This window comes from Geodermatophilaceae bacterium NBWT11 (genome assembly GCA_014218215.1).
In the GTDB taxonomy this organism is placed as follows: domain Bacteria; phylum Actinomycetota; class Actinomycetes; order Mycobacteriales; family Geodermatophilaceae; genus Klenkia.
Genome location: CP043652.1, coordinates 1417800 through 1437578 on the forward strand (window position 1 = coordinate 1417800; position 19779 = coordinate 1437578).

The 19779-nt window shown below is 76.3% G+C and carries 15 protein-coding genes; 7 read left to right on the forward strand and 8 right to left on the reverse strand.

The window, feature by feature from the left end; all coding sequences use genetic code 11:
• Positions 1-731: 731 nt before the first annotated feature.
• Positions 732-1058, reverse strand: a complete 327-nt coding sequence (locus F1C76_06805; GenBank protein ID QNG39064.1) for a YbaB/EbfC family nucleoid-associated protein — start codon at positions 1056-1058, stop codon at positions 732-734.
• A 185-nt stretch (positions 1059-1243) separates the two neighbouring features.
• Between F1C76_06805 and F1C76_06810 the strand changes: the two genes are divergently transcribed.
• A complete protein-coding gene (locus F1C76_06810) occupies positions 1244-2542 on the forward strand; it encodes a S8 family serine peptidase (protein QNG36335.1) in 1299 nt (432 codons plus the stop codon).
• A 72-nt stretch (positions 2543-2614) separates the two neighbouring features.
• On the opposite strand, the gene F1C76_06815 is transcribed toward F1C76_06810, so the two are convergent.
• The 4 genes from F1C76_06815 to eccD form a co-directional block, all read right to left on the reverse strand.
• Positions 2615-2917, reverse strand: coding sequence for a WXG100 family type VII secretion target (locus tag F1C76_06815; protein QNG36336.1), 303 nt, complete (start codon positions 2915-2917; stop codon positions 2615-2617).
• 13 nt (positions 2918-2930) lie between these two features.
• Positions 2931-3266 carry a hypothetical protein gene (locus tag F1C76_06820; GenBank protein ID QNG36337.1) on the reverse strand — a complete coding sequence of 112 codons (336 nt, stop codon included), beginning with the start codon at positions 3264-3266 and terminating at the stop codon, positions 2931-2933.
• A gap of 171 nt (positions 3267-3437) precedes the next feature.
• Positions 3438-4916 (reverse strand): type VII secretion protein EccB, encoded by a 1479-nt coding sequence (gene eccB / locus F1C76_06825; GenBank protein QNG36338.1) that lies wholly within the window; start codon positions 4914-4916, stop codon positions 3438-3440.
• The gene (eccD, locus tag F1C76_06830) at positions 4870-6435 is read right to left on the reverse strand and encodes a type VII secretion integral membrane protein EccD (GenBank protein QNG36339.1); all 1566 of its coding nucleotides are present in this window, start codon (positions 6433-6435) and stop codon (positions 4870-4872) included. The genes eccB and eccD overlap by 47 nt, the downstream gene beginning before the upstream one ends.
• Between eccD and eccCa the strand changes: the two genes are divergently transcribed.
• The 5 genes from eccCa (at position 6428) to F1C76_06855 (ending at position 15586) form a co-directional block, all read left to right on the forward strand.
• Positions 6428-10381, forward strand: a complete 3954-nt coding sequence (eccCa, locus tag F1C76_06835; protein ID QNG39065.1) for a type VII secretion protein EccCa — start codon at positions 6428-6430, stop codon at positions 10379-10381. The genes eccD and eccCa overlap by 8 nt on opposite strands.
• A 148-nt stretch (positions 10382-10529) precedes the next feature.
• Positions 10530-11252, forward strand: a complete 723-nt coding sequence (locus tag F1C76_06840) for a hypothetical protein (GenBank protein QNG36340.1) — start codon at positions 10530-10532, stop codon at positions 11250-11252.
• A gap of 86 nt (positions 11253-11338) precedes the next feature.
• Positions 11339-13261: a WXG100 family type VII secretion target gene (locus tag F1C76_06845; GenBank protein ID QNG36341.1), complete on the forward strand. Its 1923-nt coding sequence runs from the start codon at positions 11339-11341 to the stop codon at positions 13259-13261.
• A 1-nt stretch (position 13262) separates the two neighbouring features.
• Entirely contained in the window at positions 13263-14891 is a 1629-nt protein-coding gene (eccE, locus tag F1C76_06850) for a type VII secretion protein EccE (protein ID QNG36342.1), read from the forward strand.
• Positions 14888-15586 (forward strand): hypothetical protein, encoded by a 699-nt coding sequence (locus F1C76_06855; protein QNG36343.1) that lies wholly within the window; start codon positions 14888-14890, stop codon positions 15584-15586. The genes eccE and F1C76_06855 overlap by 4 nt, the downstream gene beginning before the upstream one ends.
• Positions 15587-15588: 2 nt before the next feature.
• Here F1C76_06855 and F1C76_06860 read toward each other — a convergent pair whose 3' ends face one another.
• Positions 15589-15990, reverse strand: a complete 402-nt coding sequence (locus tag F1C76_06860; protein ID QNG36344.1) for a hypothetical protein — start codon at positions 15988-15990, stop codon at positions 15589-15591.
• Positions 15987-16844 carry an SseB family protein gene (locus tag F1C76_06865; protein QNG39066.1) on the reverse strand — a complete coding sequence of 286 codons (858 nt, stop codon included), beginning with the start codon at positions 16842-16844 and terminating at the stop codon, positions 15987-15989. Before F1C76_06865 ends, F1C76_06860 begins: the two co-directional genes overlap by 4 nt.
• Positions 16845-17015: 171 nt before the next feature.
• Between F1C76_06865 and F1C76_06870 the strand changes: the two genes are divergently transcribed.
• Positions 17016-18692 (forward strand): AAA family ATPase, encoded by a 1677-nt coding sequence (locus tag F1C76_06870; GenBank protein QNG36345.1) that lies wholly within the window; start codon positions 17016-17018, stop codon positions 18690-18692.
• On the opposite strand, the gene F1C76_06875 is transcribed toward F1C76_06870, so the two are convergent.
• Positions 18689-19771, reverse strand: a complete 1083-nt coding sequence (locus F1C76_06875; protein ID QNG36346.1) for an AAA family ATPase — start codon at positions 19769-19771, stop codon at positions 18689-18691. The two genes, F1C76_06870 and F1C76_06875, sit on opposite strands and share 4 nt — an antisense overlap.
• Positions 19772-19779 lie beyond the last annotated feature (8 nt).

A 19779-nucleotide genomic window follows, 5' to 3' on the forward strand; every position in this document is an offset into this window, starting at 1 on the left:
CGCCGCCCTCCAGGGAGCCGAACGCCGACACGACCTCGGCGTGGTCGCCGCCGGGTCGACCACCCTCACCGCGTCCACCCTCGCCGCGTCCACCCTCGCCGTGGCCGCCCCCCTCGCCTCGCCCGCCGTCCACGGGTGCCCAACCGTCCGTCGCCACGGCCACGACCTGATCGCCGCGACCGCCTCGACCGCCCTGGCCGCCCTGGCCGCCGGCCGGCACCAGGCCGGCCTCGACGACCTGCGCGCCGTCGCCCCGACCACCGCGGCCGCCGACGGGGGCGAAGGCGGAGACCACGGCCGACGAACCGCCGGCCGATGCACCGCCACCGCCACCACCACCGCCGCCGGAGGCGCCACTGCCGCCGCCGCTCCCGCCGCCCGCGGCGGGCGCCCCGGTGAACTGCCCGTCGGCCTGCCGGACCGGTGCGGCCTGCTCCTCGTCCGAGGCCAGCGAGTCGCCGATGGCCGTCCTGGCGTCCTGGCCCAGCTCGTGCAGGCGGGTGGAGTGCTGCTCGATGCCGTCGGCGACCTGCCCCGACGCGGTCGGGTAGTCGGCGGCGAACTGCGCACCGGCGCCGTCGGCGCCCCAGGGTGCGGCGCCCTCGAGGCCGCGGATGGTGCTCAGGCGGGCCTGGACGTTCTGTCCGAGGGCCGTGTCGGCGGCCTCCCAGGCGGTGATCCCCTTGCCGGCCTGGGCCTCGTCGATGCGTACCTCGTCGCCGCTCATCCCGTCACCTTCCCTGGATCTGCTGGTTCATCGCGCCGAGCATCCCGTCGAGGTCGCCCTCGACGGTGGCCCGCATCTGCTCGGGCGGGATGATCGACTCGAACGTCTCCACGACCTGGTCGCGGGCCTTCCCGATGGCCTTCTGGACGGTCGCGGTGATGGTGTCGGCGAGCTCGCGAGAGTCCGGGCGCCGGTAGATGCGGGGGTCCAGGTCGAGCCGGACGAGGTCGCCACGCGGCCCGACGGTCACCGTCACCAGCCCGTCCTTCGACTTCTCGGTGACCTGGACGGCGCGCGCCTTCTCCACCAGGGCCGGCGCCTGCTCGACCATCTGGGAGAACTTCTGCTGCAGCTGCTCCGAGTAGGCACGCAGCGCCGCGGTCTCCGGCAGTTCGCTGGGTTCCACGGGGTCCTCCTCGGCGTGCGCGCAGGTCTCGGGCCGGGTGGGACGATACTGGTCCGGTCCGGTACGCACCTGCGATCGGGGACGACGACGCACGATCGGGGGACGGGCGCGTGCACCGCTGGGCCGGACGGGGCGGGCTGCTGGTGACCGCGACGCTGCTGCTCCCCCTCGGTGTGGCGGCCCCCGCGGCAGCCGTCCAGGTCTGCGAGCAGCCACCGGCAGCCGCCGGCACCGTCCCGGACGTGCCGTGGCCCCAGCTGTCCTGGGACCCGGCGGAGACGGTGTGGCCGTTCAGCACCGCAGCGGGGGTCACCGTCGCCGTGCTCGACACCGGCGTGCAGGCCGACGTCCCGCAGCTGGCCGGGCGCGTGCTCGAGGGCGTCGACCTGGTGCGCGGGGGTCCGGCCACCGTCGACTGCGTCCCGCACGGCACCGCCCTCGCCGGCATCGTCTCGGCACAGGCCGCCGACGGCGTCGGCTTCCGCGGGCTGGCCCCGGACGCCACGGTGCTGCCCGTGCAGGTCACCGACCAGGCGGCGACGGCGCCCGACGCCGACCCGGTCGACCCGGCCCGGGTGGCGGCGGGCATCGACGCAGCGGTCGGCGCCGGTGCCGGGGTGGTGCTCCTCGGGGTGGTCCTCTACGCCGACGACCCGGGGGTCGCGGCGGCCGTGCAGCGTGCGCAGACCGCCGGTGTCGTCGTCGTCGCCCCGGTCGGGGACGGCCACGACGGCCAGCGGGACGGCACCGGGCCCACCACGGGCCGGGCCACCCCGTACCCGGCGGCCTACGACGGGGTCATCGGCGTCGGCGCCGTGGACGCCTCCGGCCTGCGGGCGGCCGCCTCCCAGGTGGGCGACTACGTCGACCTGGTCGCCCCGGGGCAGGACGTCGTCTCGGCGGCGCTGGGCGGCCAGTCCCTCTACGAGGGGACGGCGTTCGCCGCGGCCTACGTCGCTGCCGGTGCGGCCCTGCTCGTGGGCGACCCCGACCTCGCCCTCCCCCAGGGTGCCGAGCGGGTCGCGGCGGTGGCCCGCCGGCTCACCGCCACGGCCGTCGCCCCGCCGTCGTCCACGGGGTACGGCGCGGGTCTGTTCTCCCCGGGCCGGGCGTTGACCGAGTCGTTGACCGACGCCGCCCCGGCCCCGCTGCCCGGTCGCAGCACCCCGTCTCCGGACCCGGCCGCCGAGGCCCGCGCGGCCGCCGAACGGTCGGCCGCGGCGACGTCCACCGGCTGGGCGCTGGGCCTCGGCGCGGTGGCCGTGCTGGTCGCGGTGGTCACCCTCGTCGTGCCCCGCGCCCGTCGGCGCGGGTGGCGCACCGGACGCCCCGCGCCGGTGGTGCGGGACGAGGTCGAGCCGGGCTTCATCCCCGGCGACGCGCTGTTCCGCCCGCCTCCGCTGCCCTGAGAACGGCCCGGGACGCACGACGGCCGCCACCACCCGGTGGGTGACGGCGGCCGTCGGTGGGCCGGTCCGGCGTCAGGCGCCGGAGACGAGGTTCGTGTTGCGGCTCTCCACGCCCTGCGAGGTCTCGGCTGCGCTGGTCAGCGAGGCCTGGAACTGCTGCAGAGCGGACTTGATGTTGTCCGAGGCCGTCGTCCACTGGCCCTGACGGGTGCCGTAGGCCTGCTGGGCGTCGGAGTCCCACGTCGCCATCAGCTTGTTCACCTGAGCGTTCACGTCGGACAAGGACGCGTCCAGCCCCGAGGTCGCCTTCGACACGTCGGAGGCCGCGTTCTGCTGGAGGGTCCAGCTGACCTGGTAGTCGCCACCGCTGCTCATCGTCTGGGTCTCCTTATCGGGTCAGGCCGGACGTGATGCCGCCGGCAGCACTGTCGACGCTGGTCATCGACGAGCCCATCTCGTCGTCGGCCTGGGTGTAGTTCGTACCGGCCGTGCCCACGTCTGCGGCGATGGACCCCAACGCCTGGTACATCACGTCGCTCTCGTTCTTGACCGTGGCCCGCACGCGGGCGAAGGCGGTCGCGAACTGACCGCGCGACGCCTGCTCCAACAGGGTCAGGTCGCCGTCCAGGGTGCGGAACGTCGACGCCAGAGCTGTCGATGCGTCGGTCGCCGAGCGGGCGAACTCCGCCATCTGCTGTGGGCTGGCACCTGTGCCGTCTGCCATGTGTCCTCAATCCCTCGTGTCCGGCCGTGGTGGACCGGTCGGGCCGTGGTGACGCTCGATGGCGCCGTGAGCGAGGCGAACGGTACCCAAGAGGGCCGGAGCCCGCGACCCTCAGCTGCCGCAGACCCCGTCCCGGACCCGCAGCTCACCCGTATGGGCGATGAGCGCAGGTCAGGCCGGTGCGGCCGCGGCGACCGGGTCCAGAGCCGGCCCCTGGGGCACCCGGGCCACGAGCGACTCGGGCAGCGCCAGCGCCTCGACGTCGGCGTACCCGAGGGTCGCGGCGACCTCGTCGTCGGGGACGGCGAACCGCCGTCCGTCGTCGGTCACCAGGAACAACGGGCCGGTGCCGGCGGTGGCAGAGGACAGCGACCGGACCAGCGCCCCGCCGCCCGGGGGGACGACGACGGCGTCGGCGAGCACCGTGCCCTCGGAGCTGCGCTGGGGGGTGTCCGCCGCGGCGGCGGTGTCCACCTCGGCGCCCAGGGACACCCGGGCGGGCTCCTGGGCACCGGCGAAGGCCGCGCACAACGTCGTGCTCTCCGACGACGGGTCGGCGACCGGGGGCTGCTCCGCCGGGGGGTCGGCCGAGGTCGGCTCGGGCAGGGCCACCCGGTCGGTGGCGTTGGCCTCGGCCGCGGACAGCGGCAGCGCCTCGGGCCGGGCGCCGCCGTAGACGCTGCCCTGGATGTCCGGGTCGGCGAGCAGGAGCGTCGACTGGACCTGGGTGATCTCGACGATCGCGTCGACGTCCACCTGGTAGTACTGCTCGTCGCCGTTGGGCGACTGCACGACCCGGACCTGGCCGACGACGCCCCCGGGGACGGCGGACGAGGGCTGCCCCCGGTCGGCGACCGGCTCCGGGGCCAGCGCACGCCCCTCGGGGAGCCCGTCCAGCCACGCCGTGCCGACCTGCACCTGGGGCTCGTCGCGCAGGACCAGGCCCTCGAGCAGCACCTGCTCGTCGGGCACCGGGAACTGCCGACCGCCCCAGACGACGTGCAGCGTGCCGTCCTCGACGTCCCGGACCAGCACCATGGCCTCGCCCAGCTCGGCACCGCCGCGGGCGCCGCCGCCGACCAGCAACGCGGTGCGCGGCTCGGTCTCCCCGCTGCTGAGCTCCACCGGGGCGGCGCACAGGGTCCACGGGTCGGCCGAGACGGCGTCCGCCGGGGGCAGGGAGTCCGGCCCGCCGACGATCCCCAGCCGCTGACCGCGGGGGGCGTCGCCCAGCGACTCCCGGGACACCGACACGGTCTCCGTGGTGCCGGCCAGGAGCACGGCCGAGGCGTAGTCGGTCACCGGGTGCAGGGCGAAGTCACCCCCTGCGCCCTCGAGCCAGACGTAGCGCGCCCCGGTGCCCTCCTCCACGAGGACGGCACCGGACTCCTGCCACGAGGTGTTGCCCCCGGGCCGGATCACGCCGATCACCCCGGTGACCGCCAGGGACAGCACGGCGACCATCACCCCGGCGAACACCGCGCCGGTCGAGCGCTTCAGCGGGTCCTGGGCCGGGTCGGTCTCCCGCAGCACCAGCCCGGAGACGACGCGACGGACGAGGAACTGGTAGCTCTGGTAGAGGTCCCGGCGACTGGCCACCGGGTCAGCCGTACAGCCCGCGGACGTAGCCGTACAGGCCCACGACCACACAGACGGTGGGGATCACGGCCAGGACGACCAGCACGTCGAGGACGTCGGCCAGCCGGCCGACGTAGGGGCCGGGGGTGCGGTCCCGGTAGACCAGACCGGAGACCAGGACGACGGCGGCGGCCACGACGAGCACCGGCAGCACCACCGCGATCCGGGTCCCGGGCTCCAGGCCCACCGCCGCGGCGACGGCCAGCAGCAGCAGACCGCCGGCCCCGCCGGCGAGGAGCGGCAGCCGGTGTCGCAGGGCCGGGAAGAGCCGGGCGCGCAGCAGACCCGCCACGGCGACGAGGGCGACCAGCACCAGCGCCGACGTCCGGCCGCTGCCCACCAGCAGGACCGCGGCGAGCACGGAGGTGAGCGCCCCACCCCCGAGCATCCCGGTCAGCAGCTCGTCGGAGCGGCGGACCCGGGCCAGGACCCGGGCCCGGGACACCGGCGGCGGGTCGGCGAGCAGGTCCTCGGTGGTCGAGGGCAGCGTGGGCACCGGCAGCCCGCCGAGCCGGATGCTCAGCAGCGGCACCAGCGGGGTGACGGCGACGACCACCGCGGTGGTGATCGCAGCCGCGTCCACCGCGTCCACCGCGTCGGTGCGGGCCACGAGCGCGCCGAGCAGACCGCTCAGGCCGACCACCACGCCACCGACGGCGTACTGCGTGCGCCCGGCCACCCCGACCAGGGCGAGCACCGAGGCCACCACGAGCGCCACCGACCCGCTGAGCACCTGGGCCGGGGACACCGCGCCCAGGGGCAGGTCGCCGAGCCCGACGACCACTCCGCCCGCGGCCGCGCCCGCGGTGCCCACGACCGAGAGCGCCGTGCCGGCGTCGGCGTCGGCGGCGACCCGGGACACCACGACCCCGCCAGCCACGGCGAGCAGCCCGACGCCGAGCAGGAGCAGGCCCGGCAGCGTCCAGGACGGCCCGGTGGTGAGCAGCAGACCGACCGCGACCAGCAGGGCGGCCGTCGACCCGGCCACCCCGGCACGGCGGGTGGCCGCGCTCCCCCACGTCCGGCTCTGCGCCCGGGCGTCGGTGGCGATGGCGTCGACGACGTCGTCGTAGTCCAGTTCGGGCCACTCGGCCTGACGGGGCAGCAGGTGCAGCACCTCGCCGTCCCGCAGCTCCTGGGCGGCCAGGGAGCGGGCGGAGTCGACGAGCGTGCCGTCCGAGCGCCGCAGGACCCAGCCGCCGTGGTCCTGGCCCTCGTCGGCCAGCCCCTCACCGGCGTTGCGCAGCACCGCGGGCAGGAGCTCGGCCACCGGCACGGACTCCGGCAACGCCACGTCGATCCGTCGCCGTGGGGCGGCCACGGTCACCCGGGCGAGCCCACCTCCGACCGCACGCGTCACCGCTCGCCCACCCGTCCGTCTCGACCCGACCCGACCCACGGGACCCGTCCGGGGGGTCGTCCCCCGCCCGGCGCGCCCATACGATACGGATCGGTCGGCACCCGGCCCGTCGTGGCACACCGCACCCAGGCACACACGCAGCAGGGACCGAGGAGGTCGCGCCATCAGCACGGTCGTGCTCCGCCGCCAGCCCCGCCGGGACGCCCCCGAGCTCCCCTCGGGCGAGGTCGTCCTGGACCCGCCCCCGGAGATCCCCGACGCCGGCGGCCGCAAGTGGACCCAGATGCTGATGATGCTGCCGATGCTGGCCGGTGCCGGGGCGATGATGCTGATGTTCTCCGGCGGCCGCGGCGGCCCGCTCGGCTACGTGGCCGGGGGCCTGTTCGGCGTCTCGGCGCTGGGCATGGTCGCCATGGGCTTCATCAACGGCGGTGGCGGCGGCAAGAAGGAGATGGCCGCCAACCGGCGCGCCTACATGCGCCACCTGTCCCTGCAGCGCCGTTCGGTGCGCCGGACGGCGGCGCAGCAGCGCGAGGCGATGCTCTACCGGCACCCCGAGCCCGACCAGCTGTGGGTGACCGCGGCCAGCCACCGCCTGTGGGAACGCCGGGCCGAGCACGCCGACTTCGGCGTCGTCCGCATCGGCCGCGGCCCGCAGGCGCTGGCCACCCCCGTCGTCCCCCCGCAGACCCGCCCGCTCGACGAGCTCGAGCCGCTGTGCGCCAGCGCGCTGCGCCGCTTCGTCCTCACCTACTCCACCGTCCCCGAGCTACCGGTCGCGATGGCGGTGAACGGGTTCTCCCGGGTGCACCTGGTGGGCCCGCGCGAGCGCACCCGCGCCCTGGTCCGCGCGGTGATCGGGCAGCTGGCCGTGCACCACAGCCCGGACGACGTGCTGGTCGCCGTCGTCGCCGGGACCGAGGAGCGCCCCGGCTGGGAGTGGGCCAAGTGGCTCCCGCACGGCCTGCACCCCGAGCGCACCGACGCCCTGGGCAAGCTGCGCCTGGTCACCCCGACCGTGCCGGCGCTGGAGGCGATGCTGGACGACCTGCTCGCCGTCCGGCCGCGGTTCAACCCCGCCGGGGCCACCGCGCAGGTCGCCGGTGCCCACGTGGTCGTGGTGCTCGACGGCGGCGACGTCGCCGGGTCCAGCCACCTGATGAGCGACGGCGGCGTCGAGGGCGTCACCGTGCTGGACCTGTCCACGCCCCCGCCGCGGCTGCTGGACCGCGGCACGCTGGTGCTCGAGGTCGACGAGACCGGGCGGATGCGCAGCCGCACCACCGACGGCGCCGCGGAGATCGGCCGGGCCGACGAGCTGGCCGCACCGCTGGCCGAGGCACTGGCCCGCCAGCTGTCGCCGTTCCGGCTGTCGGCCGGCGCGCGCGGTGAGCAGGCGATGAGCACCGCCATGGGCCTGGCGGACCTGCTCGACATCTCCGACCCCTTCACCTACGACGTGGCAGCCGGCTGGGCCCCGCGCCCCAACCGGGACCTGCTGCGCGTGCCGATCGGCATCGGCCCCGACGGCTCGCCGATCGAGCTGGACATCAAGGAGTCCGCCCAGGACGGGATGGGCCCGCACGGCCTGCTGGTCGGCGCGACCGGGTCGGGCAAGTCCGAGCTGCTGCGCACCCTGGTGCTCGGCCTGGCCGTCACCCACGACTCCGAGACGCTGAACTTCGTCCTGGTCGACTTCAAGGGCGGCGCGACCTTCACCAAGCTGGACCGGTTGCCGCACACCAGCGCCGTCATCACCAACCTGGCCGACGAGCTGCCCCTGGTCGACCGCATGGTCGACGCCATCAACGGCGAGCTGCTGCGCCGGCAGGAGCTGCTCCGCTCGGCGGGCAACTACAGCTCGCTGCGCGACTACGAGCGGGCCCGCACCTCCGGGGTTCCGCTGGCCCCGATGCCGACGCTGCTGATCATCTGCGACGAGTTCAGCGAGCTGCTCAGCGCCAAGCCCGACTTCATCGACCTCTTCGTGCAGATCGGCCGGGTGGGCCGTTCCCTCGGCGTCCACCTGCTGCTGGCCAGCCAGCGACTGGAGGAGGGGCGGCTCCGCGGCCTGGACACCCACCTGTCCTACCGGATCGGGCTGCGCACCAACTCGGCGATGGAGAGCCGGGTCGTGCTGTCGGCCCCGGACGCCTACGAGCTGCCGCGCGCGCCGGGTCACGGGTACGTCAAGTTCGGCACCGAGGCGCTGGAGCGCTTCCGCGCGGCCTACGTGTCGGGCACCTACAAGCGGCAGAGCGAGCGCGGTGAGGTGAAGGCCGCCGAGGGCCCGACCGTGCACGCCTACGACACCCAGTACCTGGCCCCACCGGTGACCACGGTCGACCCGGACGAGCCCGCCGCCACCGACGACGACAGCGTCGGGGAGAGCCTGCTCGACGTGCTCGTCGAGCGGCTGGAGGGCCGCGGCGCCCCGGCGCACGAGGTGTGGCTGCCCCCGCTGGCCGAGCCCGCCACGCTGGACCAGCTGCTGCCCGCGCTGGTGGCCCACGACGACCGGGGCTGCACCGTCGACGCCCCGGACCTGTGGGGGACGCTGCGCGCCCACGTCGGGATCGTCGACAAGCCGCTGGAGCAGCGCCGCGACCCGCTGGTGCTGGACCTGTCCGGTTCCGGTGGCCACCTGGCCGTGGTCGGTGGACCGCAGTCGGGCAAGAGCACGGCGCTGCGGTCGCTCGTCGCGAGCATGTCGCTGACCCACACCCCGCGCGAGGTGCAGTTCTACTGCCTGGACTTCGGCGGCGGGACGCTGTCCAGCCTGGCCGAGCTGCCGCACGTGGGCACCGTCTCCTCCCGTGCGGACGGCGACCAGGTGCGGCGCACCATCGCCGAGCTGCAGGGCCTGCTCGCCCACCGGGAGGCCCGCTTCGGCCGCGAGCGCATCGACGGCATGGGCACCTACCGGCGCCGACTCCGCTCGGGGCAGGTCTCCGACGACCCCTACGGCGACGTCTTCCTCGTCGTCGACGGCTGGCTCACCGTGCGCAACGAGTTCGAGGAGCTCGAGCCGGTCATCACCGACCTCGCCAGCCGGGGTCTGTCCTACGGCATCCACGTGGTGGTCTCGGCCGGGCGCTGGATGGACCTGCGCCCCGCCATCCGCGACCTCTTCGGCACCCGGCTCGAGCTGCGGCTGGGCGACCCCAGCGACTCGGTGCTGGACCGGCGGACCGCGGTCAACGTGCCCGCCGAGACCCCGGGCCGGGGGATCACCCCCGAGAAGCTGCACCTGCTCACCGCGCTGCCCCGCATCGACGGCGAGCAGTCCGTCGAGGACCTGGCCGACGGCGTCGCCGGTCTGGTCGACGAGGTCAAGACCCGCTGGCAGGGCCCGGCCGCTCCCGGCGTCCGACTGCTGCCCGCGCTGGTCGAGCACAGCTCGCTGCTGAGCGACCCCAACCTGGGCATCGCGATCGGGCTGACCGAGAACGACCTGTCCACGGTGCACCTGGACCTCTCCAGCGAGCCGCACCTGGTCGTGTTCGGCGACGCCGAGTCGGGCAAGAGCGCGTTCCTGCGGACCTTCGCCCGCCGCCTGGTCGAGGAGCGGTCGGCCTACGACGTCCGGGTGCTCACGCTGGACTTCCGGCGCTCGCTGCTGGGCGTCGTCGAGGGCGAGCACAGCATCGGCTACGGCACGTCGGCGCCGATGGCGCGGGACATGATCGCCGAGGTCGCCGAGGTGATGCGCAGTCGCCTGCCCGGCCCGGACGTGACCGCGGCCCAACTGCGCGACCGCAGCTGGTGGGACGGCCCCGAGCTCTACCTGGTCATCGACGACTTCGACCTGGTGGCCGCGAGCAACCCCAACCCGCTGCTCCCCCTGGTCGACTTCCTGGCGCAGGGGCGGGACGTCGGGCTGCACGTGGTGCTCACCCGGCGCAGCGGTGGCGCCGGCCGGGCCCAGTTCGAGCCGTTCCTCATGCGGCTCAAGGAGCTGGGCACCCCGGGCATCGTGATGAGCGGCGACCGGAGCGAGGGTGCCCTGGTGGGCAACGTCCGGCCGATGCCGCTCCCGCCCGGTCGGGGCTGGCTGGTGACCCGCAAGCGCGGGACCGAGCTGGTGCAGGTGGCCTGGGCCGACCCGGCGGGCTGAGCCACCCGATCGTGTGGTGCACGCCCCGCAGGACCGCCGTCGGGGCTGCGACCAGCCGGAACGGCCCGGTACCCTTGCCCGCGCAGCACCCCCGGCCCCCGCGGCCGGGCACGACCACGACCCACCCACATCGATGCGGGGAGACGACGTGAGCGACGGCACCAAGGCGAAGCCCGACAGCATCTCCGAGTTCGGGACCAAGACCGTCGGGCAGACCACGGAGCTCGCCGAGGGGTTCTCCACGAACGCCTCGAACGCCCTGGGCGCCAACGTCGGGGCCAGCACGCTGGAGTCCGCGAAGTACTTCCAGGGCACGTACGCCAACCACGCAGAGGCACTGGCGGCGTTCATCGCCGAGGCCGGCGACGGGCTGATGTCGCTGGGGTACGCCGGGGTCACGGTGGCGCAGAACTACCGGGACGGCGACGCCGAACAGCAGGGCGGGATGGACGCCGTGGACGGTGCCTTCCGCCCACCGGCCGGTTCCCCCTCGCTGCAGCGGGACCGGGACCAGAACCAGCAGAACGAGGCGGACGGGGGCTCGGCCACCGGCAACAGCCCCACCACCTGGACCCCGCCGGCGCTGAACGTGTGCACCCCCGGTGGGGCGACGACGACCTCGGACGGCGAACGCGACCCGTTCCAGGAGGTCCAGGACCTGAACGACGAACTCGACGGTGCCGACGGCGAGTTCGACGCCGAGGAGAAGGCCGACGAGACCCGGGAGAACGTCGAGGGACCGGACGAGGCACCCGCGACCCCGTCGCCCTCCCCCGGCCCCCAGCCCTTCCTGCCCGGGTCCACCCCGCTGCCCACCGGTGGCACGCCGACGACGTCGTTCGGCAACCCGTCACCCACGGCCACGCCCTGAGGACGACGGGTCCCACCCGTCGCTGACCCGCACACGCCCCACCACCCCCACCCGGCCCCGTCGGCCGGGCACTCCCGAGGAGCACCGTGCCGTCTGACTTCGGGTACAGCCCGTCCGGTGCAGGTGAGGAGTACCCGGCCTCGCACATGTGCGAGGTCGGGACCGACCCGTACACCCTCGACATCAAGATGCACTACCAGATGGTCATGCAGGAGGACGAGCAGGCGACCCGCGACGCCGCCACCGCCTGGTCCCAGTTGAGCTCCGTGCTGGAGACCCAGCGCGCGACCCTGGCCCGCCGGGCCACGACCCTGCAGGCGGACTGGGAGTCCGACGCCGCGGAGGCGTTCCTGCTCCGGGTCGGCCAGTCCACCTGGTCCCTGGACGACTGGGCGGCAGCGGCCAAGAACACGAGCACGGCGCTGGAGACGTTGGCCGGTGCCATCTCCACGTACCAGGCGCGCATGCAGGTGATCTGGGACGAGTACGCCGCCGATGCCGCGGAGAGCGCCCACCAGGACGCCAACGAGGGGCTCGGCCACATCGGGCTGGGGGACATCGGAGACGTCTTCGGTGAGGACCGGACCGCGACCGTGCTGCGCGAGGCCACCGAGAAGTCGATGCGGGAGGTCGTCAACCCCCTGATGCAGGCCTACGTGGAGGCCTCCGCCGGTCTGGAGCAGGGCAAGAAGTGGGCCGGACCGACCGACGCGGCCACCCCGAGCCAGGCCGCCTGGGCCGGGGCGATGGGACAGCCGGGCGCACCCGGCGCACCTGGTGCACCCGGCGCCCCCGGCGGTCCGGGCGCACCGGCCCCGGTGGCCCCTCCCTCGGGGGTGCCCGGCCAGCCGCCCGGCACCCCGCCCGGTCTCCCCCCGACGTCGCCCCCGGTCACCGAGGTCGGCATCCTCGTCCAGCAGCCGCAGGCCCCGGTGGCGCCGGTGGCCCCCGTGATGCCCGTGGCCCCGGTGGCGCCGGTGGCGCCGTCCGTGCCGGTGGCGCCCGCCCAGGTCGCGCCGCCGCCCTCCGGCGTGGGCACCGCGCCGACCGCGCCCGCCGTGCCGGGTGGGCTCTCCGGTGCTGCAGCTGCCGCCGGTCTGGCCGGTGGCGCGGCCGCGGCCGCAGCCGGTCGGGGCGCACCGCCGGCCGCTCCCGGCGGTCTGGGCGGCCGCACGTCGGCCGGTGCACCCCCCGCCCCCGCCTCCGGGCGGGCTCCGGGTGCCCCGGGCGGTCCGCAGACCCTCCAGGGCCGCAACGCACCGGGGGCACCCCCGGCCGGCGGTGGCGGGCGCCCCGCCGCACCCCAGCTCCCCGGTCGCACCGCCGGTGGACCGGACAGCCCGGCCGGCCAGCGCCCCGGCGCCCCCGGTGGCCCGCCCGGACAGGGCCGACCCGGCGCCCCCGGAACCCCGCCGGGCCAGGGCCGACCCGGCGCTCCCGGTGGCCCCCCGGCGCAGGGACGCCCGGTTCAGGGTCGCCCCGGCAGCCCCGACCTGTCCGGCCGCACCGGCCCCGGCCGTCCCGGCACGGGCAACCCGGCCGGTCCGCACGCCCCGGGCACCCCCGGCCGCCCGCAGGGCCCCGCCGTCCCCCGCCCGCTGCAAGGCAGCCGTGGCGGTCCGTCGGTGCAGTCCCGACCGGGCGCCACGGCCGGCGGCCCCGCCGGCGGCACCCCCACGACGCCTCCCGGTCTCGGCGGGCGCGCCGCCCCGACGCGGGCCACCCGCCCGGAGACGTCGGCGACCGCGCGGTCCTCCATCCGCACCGGTCTGTCCGGGCGCAGCCCGGTCACCGGCAGGCCCGCGGCCGGTGCCGGCACACCCCCGGCCCCCCGCCCCCCGGCGGTGGCCGGCCGCAAGCGCGAGGACGAGCGGACCACCGCCCTGCCCGAGCGCGTGGGCGACGCCGAGCTCTTCGACGTCGACCAGGCCGGGTCCGGGGTCATCGAGCGACCCGAGGAGCGCACCCCGGCCCGCCGGCCGGGGCCCGCCCTCGGTGGCGAGCGCTGACGTGACCACGCCCCCGGCCGACCGGGACCGCACCCCGGGCCGGCACTCCGGCGCCGCCGCCGCACCCCCGCCCGTTGCCCCGCCGCCGCCCGCCCCCGAGCAGCGGGCGGCCCAGCGGCCTCCGGCTCCCGTCCGGCGCATCGCCGCTCCGCCCGCCGCCGGCACGCTGACCGGGAGGGTGCGCACGGCCCGCCCGGCCGGCGCCCCGGTCCCTGCCCCCGCCCCCAGCGGCCCCGCCCCGGCACTGACCCTCGACCCGGCGAGCGCCTACGGCGCCCGCTCCGCCGCACCCGCCACCGCGGCCCGACCGGAGGCGGAGTGGTCGGCCACCGCGCTGGCCGCGGGCTCGGCCGTGGGCACGGCGACCCCGGCTGTCGAGGCGGAACGGGGCACCACCGCTGCCGAGGAGGCCCGGGACCAGCCCGCGGGCGAGGCGGCGCCGGAGGTCCGGGACCGGCCCCCGGCCCCGGTGCCCACCCGACCCCGCGTCCCGCGCCGACCGTGGACCCTGGGCGGGCTGCACCTGGTCCAGGTGCTGGTCTGGGAGCTGGCCCTCGTGGCCGTCCTCGCCGTGCACCGGGAGCCCCTGCCCGTGCTCGTCCCGGTGGCCACGGTCGCCGTGCTCGCCCTGCTGCTGACCACCGTGCGGCTCTCGGGCCGCTGGGCCTGGCAGGTGCTGGCCGCCCGACTGCGCTTCCGGGGACGACGCCGCCGCACGGACCCGCCCGGCACCGACCCGGTGGCCGCGGCCGACGCCGTGCTGGGTGCGGTGACCCGGGGCGGCTGGATCGACGTGGTCCGGGTCGACGGCGTCGACGCCGCGGTCTTCGACCACGCGGGCGGCGCGAGCGTCGTCGTGGAGGCCAGTCCGGCGACGACCCACCCCTTCGACGACCGGGTCCCGGTGCTGCCGGCACTGGGCAGCCTGCTGCCCGCGCCCGAGGACGGTGGCCCCCAGGTCACCGTCCAGCTGCTGGTGCAGACCGTGCCGGCGCCGGGCGTGCTGGGTCCCGAGGACCCGGCGGCGGTGTCCTACCGGGAGCTGACCGGGGGGTCGGTCCCCGCGCGCCGCCGCAGCTGGATCGCCCTGCAGGTGCAGCGGCCACCGGTCGACACCGACGAGGACGACCTGCGCCAGGCACTGGTCAACGCGGTCCGGCGGGTGCAGCGCCAGGTGCGCCGCGCAGGCCTGCGCGGCCACCTCCTCAGCCCCGAGGACGCACGGGCGGGCGTGCTCACCCTGGTCGGGGGCGCTCCGGACGGCACCCCACCCGGGGGCACCCGGGAGACCTGGCGGGCTTGGCACGGCGGGGACCTCCAGCACGTCACCCTGCACGTCGCACGGTGGCCCGACCTCGGCGACGGTGACGCCGCCCGCGCCTGGGTCGACCGGCTCGGCGAGGTACCGGCCCTCACGACGACGGTGTCGGTGGCCGCCCGGCGCACCGGGGACGAGCTGGACCTGGAGGGCACGGTCCGGCTCGTGCTCCCCCCGGGGGACGACGCCCGGGCCGCGGTCACCGCACTGGTCGAGCAGGCGCGGGCCCTCGGCGGCACCGTGCGCCGACTGGACGGCGAGCACGCCGCCGGTGTCGCGGCCACCCTCCCGCTGGGTGGGTTCCTCCGGTGACCGCCCTCCCCAGCCCGGCGTCCGTCGTCCCGGCGACCGTGCTCCCACCGCTGCGCGCCGATGCCACCACCGTCGACGCCCTGCACGTCAGCTCCGGCGGGGGCGGGCTGGTGCTCGGCCGGGACCGGGACGGCGGGACCGTCCGGCTCGCGCTGTTCCGGCCCGAACCGACCGTGGCCCTGGCCGTCGCGCCGCTGTCCCTGGTCCAGGTGCTGGTCGTCCGGTCCCTCGCACTCGGCGCCCAGGTCGTCGTCCAGACCACCCGGCCCGCGGCCTGGAGCACCTTCGCCCAGCTCGCCGCCGGACGCGCGGGGTCCGTCAGCGTCGTGGACCAGCCCGGGACGCTCCGTCCGGGCACGCTCGCCGTCCCGCAGCTGCTGGTGGTCGACGACGAGGCCGGGGGCGGGGACCCGCACCGGGTGGGCGCCTGGGCCACCCAGCTGACCCTGGTGGAGAGCATGAGCCGCTGGAACGCAGCCGGGGTCGGGAACGCCGACGTCGTGCTCACCCAGGGCCTCGGGCTGAGCTCGGCGCAGGTGGTGGGGCGCGCGATGGGCCTGCCCGACCCCGAGTCCTCCCTCGCCGGCCTGCCCGGGGACGTGGTGACCCTGGTCAGCCGGGCCGTCGCGCGCTCGGTGCAGGTCGTCCCCACCAGCGTCGAGCAGTGGCTCCTGCAGGCGGCCGCGCGCCGCTGAGCTCAGTCGAGCAGGGCGGTGTCCTCGCGCAGGCCGCGCACCTCGTCCCGGAGAACCCACCGCCGGTGCACCCCCCGGGCGACCCGTTCGAAGCCGGCGGCCACCGCCTCGGGGGTCGAACCGCCGGCGTACTCGACCAGCAGGTCGCCCCCGCCGTCCCCGGTGCGCTCGTCGTGCACGTGCACCGGCAGGCCTCGCCAGGTGCCAGCGGTGCGCACCAGCAGCAGCACGTCGCAGTCGGCCGCCGGCACCTGGCGCACCCACGGGCCGTCGTCGGTGACCGCGTCGAACCCGGCGGTCGCGCGGGGGGCGACCAGCCACACCCACAGACCGTCGAAGCGCTGCTCGGGGGTGGCCCGCAGCTCCTCGCCCCGCCAGCGGGCCCGGTACGTCGTCCACCTCACGGCTGCTCCTCGGTGACCACCAGCGACCAGACCTCGCGGACGCCGTCCCACACCGCCCGGGCCTGCTGGGCACCCGACGGGTGCAGCTCCCACAGCTCGGCGCCGTGTGGGAGCAGCAGCCCCTGCACCCGGTACTCCCGCACCAGCGAGTCCGGCTGCGCCCACCCGGTGCCGGTGAACGGCTCCTCCTCGACGACCCAGCCCGCCACGGCGTCCCGGCGTTCCTCGTCGACCCCGCCCAGCGGCGTCCGGACCAGCTCCGGTCCGACGACGGCCCAGCGCAGGACGGTGACCGACCCGGTGTCGGAGAGCAGCTCGTCCTCCTCGGCGGCCCGCCCGACGGCGTCGACCAGCGCGGTGGGGGCACCGAGGTGGGCGACGTCGGAGGCGTGGTGCACGTAGCCGGACACCCGGGCCTGCGACGCGGCCAGCAGCACCGGGACGTCGGCCGGCCTCAGCAGCTGCTGGACCACCGCCGGCAGCGCGTCGGGGTCGGCGGCCCGGTCCTCGGCCAGGGTGGGTGCGGCCAGCCGGGCCACCGTGCCGGACTCCAGGAAGAAGGGGTGCTCGGCCCCGGCGTCGACGGCGAGCCCGACGCGGGTGTCCGGCCAGCCGGCGGCCAGCTCCAGGAACGGCGCGACCCGGGCGTGGGTGGCCTCGCCGCGGGTGCACTGCTGCATCCGCTCCACCGAGCTGTAGGCGAGCACCCAGGTCACGCCCTGCGCCTGCGCGGTGGCCCAGGCCGCCGGCTCGTCGCCGGCCGCGGCGGCCGGGGTGATCGGGAGCGCGAGGTCGCCGGTGCGCAGCAGCGCCAGACAGCGCGCGGTGTCACCGGCGCGGGCGGCGGCGTCCAGCGCGGCGGTGAAGACGGCGGGGTCACCGAGCTCCGGGCCCGTCCCGTCGTCCCCCGGTCCGCTCACCTCGGCGAGCCTAGGGGCAGCCGCGACAGTAGGGTCGCAGCGGACCCGCGGGTGCCGTAGAGGACCCGCTCCGACACGTCCGCGAGCAGGAGCTGAGCAGCACCGATGAGCGCCACCCTGCAGGTGTCCACCGACCGCCCCGGCGCCTACCCGACGCTGGCCGAGGCCCTGCTGGACGCCGGTGCCGGCGCGACCGTGGTCCTGGCCGCGGGCACCTACGACGAGGCCCTGGACCTGGTGGGCGCGGACGTGACGATCACCGCGGCGGACGGCGTCGAGGCCGCCGACGTGGTGGTGGGCGGCTCCTCCTACGACCCCACCCTGCGGGTCCGCGGGGGCTCCCTCACCGTCCGCGGGATCACCCTGGTCGGTCGCGAGGCGCACGTCGTGGACGCCGCCGAGGCCACGCTCACCCTCACCGACGTCACGGTGCAGGCCGGCTACGGCGCCGGCGTCCGGGCGGTGGACCGCTGCACGATCACCGTCACCGGTTGCACCGTCACCGGCGCCCAGCAGGGCCTGGTGGTGGAGGACTCCACCGGCACGGTCAGCGGCACCACCATCGCCGAGAGCGCCGACGACGCCGTCGTCGTCCGGCTCGGGGCCGACCCGGTGCTGCGCGACTGCACGATCCGCGGGGCGGGCAGCCGCGGCGTGTACGTCTACCAGTCCGCCCGGCCCACGCTGGAGGGCTGCGAGGTCTCCGCGACCGGCGACCAGGGCATCGCGGTCGCCCAGGGCGGGGCCCCGGTGCTGATCCGGGTCTCGGTGACCGACACCCGCGGGGTCGGCATCGACTTCGGCGCCGGCACCTCGGGCCGGGTCGAGGGCTGCCGCACCGAGGCCACCGCCGCGCCCGGGGTGCGGATCGACGACGCCGCCGACGTCGAGGTGACCGAGGCACCGAAGGCCGCGGCGGTGGGGGTGGGCGCCTCCTCGGCGGCCAAGGGGGACCCCGAGCGCGTCGAGGAGCTGCTCGCCGAGCTGGACCAGATGGTCGGGCTGGAGAGCGTCAAGGACGAGGTCCGCTCGATCATCGACGAGATCCAGGTCAACGAGTGGCGGCGCAGCGCGGGCCTGGCGGTCGGTGGGTCCAGCCACCACCTGGTGTTCGCCGGCGCCCCCGGCACCGGCAAGACCACGGTCGGGCGCATCTACGGCCAGCTGCTCGCCGCACTGGGCGTGCTGCCCGGCGGTCCGCTCAAGGAGGTCTCCCGGCGCGACCTGGTGGGGCAGTACATCGGGCACACCGCGGAGAAGACCGCGGCGGTGTTCGACGAGGCCGTCGGCGGGGTGGTGTTCCTCGACGAGGCCTACACGCTCTCCCGGCAGGCCGGCGGGGGCGGCAACGACTTCGGCCAGGAGGCGATCGACATGATCGTCAAGCTGATGGAGGACCGCCGTGACGCCCTGGCGGTGATCGCCGCGGGCTACACCGCCGAGATGGTCCAGTTCCTCGACGCCAACCCCGGCCTGGCCTCGCGGTTCGTCAAGACCGTGGAGTTCGAGAACTACGGGCCCGACGAGCTCACGCTGATCATCTCCCGGATGATCACCGGCGGGGACTACCTGCTCGACGGGGACGCCGAGCCACTGCTCCTGCAGCACTTCAGCACCGTCGAGCGCGGCGCGGACTTCGGCAACGCACGCGAGGCGCGCAAGCTGTTCGAGAAGCTCCGCAAGGTGCAGTCCCAGCGGCTCCGGCAGCTCGGCGAGCGCCCCACCCTGGCCCAGCTGCAGACCATCACCGGCGACGACGTCCGAGCCGCCGTGGCTGCCTAGGGCGTGGCGAGCGCCGCGCCGAGCGCGGAGGCGGCCAGCCGGATCGCCGCCGAGCGGGTGCGGCCGTCCAGGGCCTCGAGGTGCAGCTGGCTGCCGGTGGCCAGGTGCCGGTCGGCGGGCACGGTCAGGAAGTCCCCGGCCAGCCCGGCGAACCGGGTGCGCGCCTCGGCGATGTCGACCGCCCCGCCCTGTGCGGGCACGTTGGTGACCGCGACGATGCTGCGGTCGGCGAGGGCCTCGAAACCCGACTGGCGCAACCAGCGCAGCACGTTGTGGCTGGCCAGCAGCCCGTCGACGCTGGGCGAGGTGGCCAGCACCAGGCTGTGGCAGCCGCTGACCACCCGGCGCATGAGCGGGGTGGCCAGGCCGGCGCCGCAGTCGGTGACCATCACGGCGACGTGCTTGAAGACGGCGTTCATCGCCTGGACGTAGACGTCCTCGGTGAGCTGCGCGCTCTGCTCGGGGTCCCGGCCGCTGGGCAGCACCCAGGCACCGTCGGCCGAGCGGGCCAGCGCGCCGGCGAGCACCTCGAACCGGCCCGGGTCGCCGGCCGCGGCGAGCTCGTGCGCCGAGGCCTGCAGCGGCACGCCGGTGCGCAGCGCGAGGGACCCGAACGTGGTGTCGGTGTCGAAGAGCAGCACCGGGTCACGGCGGGCGCGGGCCAGCGTGCTGGCCAGCAGCACCGACAGCGTGGTCTTGCCGACCCCGCCCTTGAGCGCGATGACCCCGATCCGCCGCGGGGAGGGCACCGGTGCGGCCAGGTACCCGGTCCAGGCGGCGACGTCGGCCGGGCCGGGCGTGGGGTCGCCCTCGGTGAGGCCGCGGCCGAACAACCGCCGGCGCGGGGCCGGGCGGGGCGCGTCGAGCCCGGCCACCCCGGGGTCGAGGTGCGGGGCGCTGCGGGTGCCGGAGTAGGGCAGGGGCGGGTGGTGCGGTGAGCTCACGTACGGACCCCGCCCGGGCCGGACACGGGGAGGGCACCCTGGGCGGCGAGCGGCGCCGTCGTCCGGAGAGTCCTCATGCCGCACAAGATACGACCCTGCGGGGGCCGTCACCTGCAGGACGTGGCCCGCCCCCACCCCACCGG